This is a genomic window from Streptomyces sp. ActVer, assembly GCF_027270795.1.
Classification (GTDB): domain Bacteria; phylum Actinomycetota; class Actinomycetes; order Streptomycetales; family Streptomycetaceae; genus Streptomyces; species Streptomyces umbrinus_A.
Window position 1 is genome coordinate 1 of the sequence record NZ_JAPWHT010000685.1, and the last position, 3,716, is coordinate 3,716.

Here is a 3,716-nt window from a genome sequence, read left to right on the forward strand (position 1 = left end):
GGCCGCAGCAGCGACCAACTCGGCGGCGGGTGCCGGGACGGGGTGCGTGGTCGGCGCGCCACTGCGGCGGGCCTTGCGGGCGGCGGCCCGGATGGCCTTCAGGCGCGCCTCGTGGGCGGCGGCCAGTTGCTCGCCATGGGCGCCGCGTTCCACCTGGGTGACCAGGTGGGAGTGCGGGACGTCGTAGTGGCCGCGCGGCACGAGCGCGGGGTCGGTGAGGGCGGTGGAGAAGGCGGCGAGCAGGTGGCGGGGTGTGCGGTTGTCGAAGTACGCGTGCCACAGCCGCTGGTGGCCGCCGAGCCCGGTGGGGAGCGCGACTTCGGCGCTCCAGCTGAAGTAGTCGCTCGTCAGCGTCGCCCGCCGCTCCATGGTGGTGATGCCGTCCGGATGGCGCGCACTCTCATTGCCCCGCTCGTCGCGCTCGTAGGTCCAGTCCGCCGCTTGCAGGGTCGGCCACACGTCTGGCTCCGTGGCCGGGGCGGGGTGCAGGAGGGCGTCGGTGAATCCGGCGATGATCTCGGCGGGTGTGTTGCCGCCGAACGACGCGTGCCAGCGCTGTGAGGAGATCCGCCACCAGGCAGAGTACGAGTCCGCAGCGGGTTCGAGTACGAGCGTGTGGCGGAAGTCGGGGCTGGCCAGGACGACATGGGGAAAGTCGGGGTCGGCGTAGTTCTTCCAGCCGCCGGCCCGCAGCGCCTGGGTGACATGGCGCGGGTCGCCGGGCCCGGCGAGATGACGGGGACTGGTGTCGAACCAGATACGAGACCAGGGGGCGTCGGCCTTGCTGACAATGTAGGGGCGGGTCACGAAGTCGTCGGCGGACCTGCGGGCGCGAACGCCTGGCCGCCCACGCGCTGGATGTCCCAGTGCAGGACGTGCCAGTCCGTGGCCTCCTGGGCGGCGTCCCGGAGCCGTCGATGATCAGGCGGATCTCGTCGATCTGGGTGCTGGCGGCCTGCTGGGAGACGAGGTGCGCGGCGTTGCGCAGGACGTCGCCGAGCAGGATGGGGGCGCCGGTGTCCTCGTCGAGGAGGCGAGCCAGCAGCGGCAGCACGTCGGTGACAGGCGGGTTGCTGCGTAGATAGTCCTTGAGCTGGGTCAGGGTTGCGATCGCCTGCGCGATCTGGTCGGAGCTGGGGTGTGAGGGGTTGGGCATCAGCGTCCTTGAGTGAAACGTGGTGGTGAGCGGGGCCAGGCTGTGGACAGCCCTGTGGATATCCCCTGTGGTGAGGGTGTCGTCGCAGTTCAGATCGGTGATGAACCTCCTTGCCATCGAGGAAAGTTGGGGACAGGGCGGCGGGCGTGTCCACCCGAGGCCGGTCAGCGGCGTCGGCCGTCGGACGTCGCGTACGGGCGAGCGCCGGGGCTGGAGCGGGCCCGGTTGGTGGCGAAGGAGTTGCGGGCCCATGTGGCCGCACTGGCGGGGGTGATCCGGGCCTGCTGCCACGCGCCGAGCTGGGACGGTAGGACGGACACGGAGGTGGTGCGGATCCGCTGGGAGGGCGGGACGCGGCCGAGGGGCCGCAGCACGGGCTGCGGGTCCGCGAGCGCCGTGCTGAATGCCTGCACCAGATGCATCGGCGTGGTCGGCGTGAACATCGCCTCCCACACACGGCCGTGTTCGTTGCGAGCACCGGCCCACCAGTGCGCCTGCCCGGGGCTGGACTGGTGGAAGCGGACGAAGGCGTCGCCTTCCGGGCTGCGGGCGGTGAAGTGCTGGCCTCGCTCGGTCTCCCAGCCCTGTTGCTGCAGGGGCTCCCACACGTTGGGGGCGTGCGCCTTGCGCTCCTTGAACAGGGCGTCGGTGATACCGGCGACGATTTCGACGGGCGTCTGCCGGCCGAAGGTGGCGTGCCATGCCTCCTGCTTGGCGGTCTGCTTCCCGCTGATGGTCCAGCTGCCGGGCTGGGTGAACGGGTCGTATCCGATGCGCACGGACTTGTCCGGGCTGTCGAAGACGAGGGGGCCGCCGCTCTTGGACTTGTCCTTCCACCCGGAGGCGCGCAGGTACTCGGTGACGTGGCGCAGGTCGCCGCCGCCGGCGAGATAGCGGGGCTCGACGAGGTAGTGCTGCTGGGCCTGCTGACCGGCGGCGCCCCATCCGGACCACTGCTTGTTCTGTCTCACCGGTGCCGCCTGACGACCATCGCCGATCCGGCGGGCCGCGCAGCCGGGCTGGTGGACGGGGTGGCGGACGTGGCGAGCTGTTTGATCGTGCCGGTGTGCTCGTTGAGGTCCTCGCCCACGCTGTCGAGTTCGTTGGCCGCGCGTCCCAGGGCCAGCCACACCTCGGGGTGCAGGATGCCGCGCTGGGAGTGGTCCTGGGCGAAGCGTGATCCGGTGGCGACCAGGTCGGTGACTCGTCCGAGCAGGCCCTCGTCGTAGTCGAGGACCTTGCCGAGAATCTGGGCGGCCTCGTGCGGCGGCGACTGGGCCAAGAGCTGTGTGAGCTGGCTGAGCTGGCGTGCGATGTCGTCAGCGGGCCGTACCGAGGTGAGGGGCGGGGGGTTGGTCATGGGCCTCCTGAACGGGCCAGGTCGGGCTACTAGTTGTGGTGGCGGATGTGGTGGCTGTCGACGAGAGGGAACATGTCCCGGCGCCGGGCTTCGTCGAGGGCCGCTTCGGGGTGCCCGCCGACCAGCAGGTTGGTCCGGTTGCGGCTGTCGGCGGTGACGGCCCGCAGGTAGCGGCGGAAGAGGGCGGTGACCAGGCGCGGCTTGCGGTCGGCTGTGATGGGCGGTGGGGTGCGGTCGGTTTCGCGGGTGACAGGTACTCCAGGTGAGGGCTGGGCCGACCCCCCGTGCGGGGTCGGCGCGGTGGGTGGTCAGCGCGTACGGCGAGGGCGCGACGCGCTCGGGGCAGGCGCTGCGGGCGCGGGTGCCGGCCGGTGTGCTGGGGATGGGGCGAGGGCGGCGCGGTAGGCGGTGCCGCCGAAGAGGCCCGCATCGATGGAGACCTGGAAGCCGTGGCGGGTCAGCAGCCACGCAGCCCGATCGGCCATGTCCTTCATGGCGATCTCGTCCATCTGGTCGGGGACTTGATGCCAGATCTCGCCCTCGTCGCTGTGGCGTTCGAGCCCGAGGCCGTCGAGCAGGACGAGCAGCTGCTCCGGGGCGCTGGTGCGGGTATCGACGTAGATCGTTCCGTCGCGGTGATAGAACTCGACGTCGACCTCGTGCTCGTCCGCCAGGCTCACGAGCGGGACTCCTTTCGATCGTGGCTCATCGCCGACGAGGTGTCGCCGGAGTGCCGTGGGCTCTGATGACGGAGGCGGTCGCGGTGTGCGGCGCGGCTGCGGCGACGGGCTGGTGGCGCACTGCCTCTGCGGCCTCCTGATAGGCGGCGGCGTCCCAGACGGCGTTGGTGATGTTGACCAGGTATCCGGCCACGAGCAGTGAGGGAACGGCGCTGGTGGCGAGCCTCTTCTTCTCGGCCTCGGTGAGGCGGTGGGGGACCTCGTGCCAGACATAGACGGGCCCGGCCGTCGCCGCCGTCTTGCGTTCGAAGCCGAGGCTGTCGAGCAGGGCCAGGAGCTCCTCGGGCGCATCGGTGGGGGTGTCGGCGTGGACCGTGTCGGTCAGCGGTTTGATGTAGATCTCGACGTCGGTGCCTTCGTCGTCGGCGCGGTTTCCCACGTACGGCATGCTCCTGTTCTGGGATCGGGTCAGCGCTGTCGAACGGCGGGGGCAGCCAGTGGCGGGGGCGCTGTGGGCAGA

The 3,716-nt window shown here is 70.9% G+C and carries 5 protein-coding genes; all 5 read right to left on the reverse strand.

The window, feature by feature from the left end; all coding sequences use genetic code 11:
* The coding region (locus tag O3Q52_RS50425; protein WP_269655134.1) for a DUF317 domain-containing protein at positions 1–807 on the reverse strand (807 nt) is incomplete at its 3' end.
* Between the two features lie 513 nt (positions 808–1,320).
* A complete protein-coding gene (locus O3Q52_RS50430) occupies positions 1,321–2,127 on the reverse strand; it encodes a DUF317 domain-containing protein (protein WP_269655135.1) in 807 nt (268 codons plus the stop codon).
* A complete protein-coding gene (locus tag O3Q52_RS50435; protein ID WP_269655136.1) occupies positions 2,124–2,516 on the reverse strand; it encodes a hypothetical protein in 393 nt (130 codons plus the stop codon). Before O3Q52_RS50435 ends, O3Q52_RS50430 begins: the two co-directional genes overlap by 4 nt.
* A gap of 308 nt (positions 2,517–2,824) precedes the next feature.
* Positions 2,825–3,196, reverse strand: a complete 372-nt coding sequence (locus O3Q52_RS50440) for a hypothetical protein (RefSeq protein WP_266586556.1) — start codon at positions 3,194–3,196, stop codon at positions 2,825–2,827.
* A gap of 25 nt (positions 3,197–3,221) precedes the next feature.
* On the reverse strand, positions 3,222–3,644 hold the full coding sequence (locus tag O3Q52_RS50445) for a hypothetical protein (protein WP_266586558.1): 423 nt from the start codon (positions 3,642–3,644) through the stop codon (positions 3,222–3,224).
* Positions 3,645–3,716: the final 72 nt, after the last annotated feature.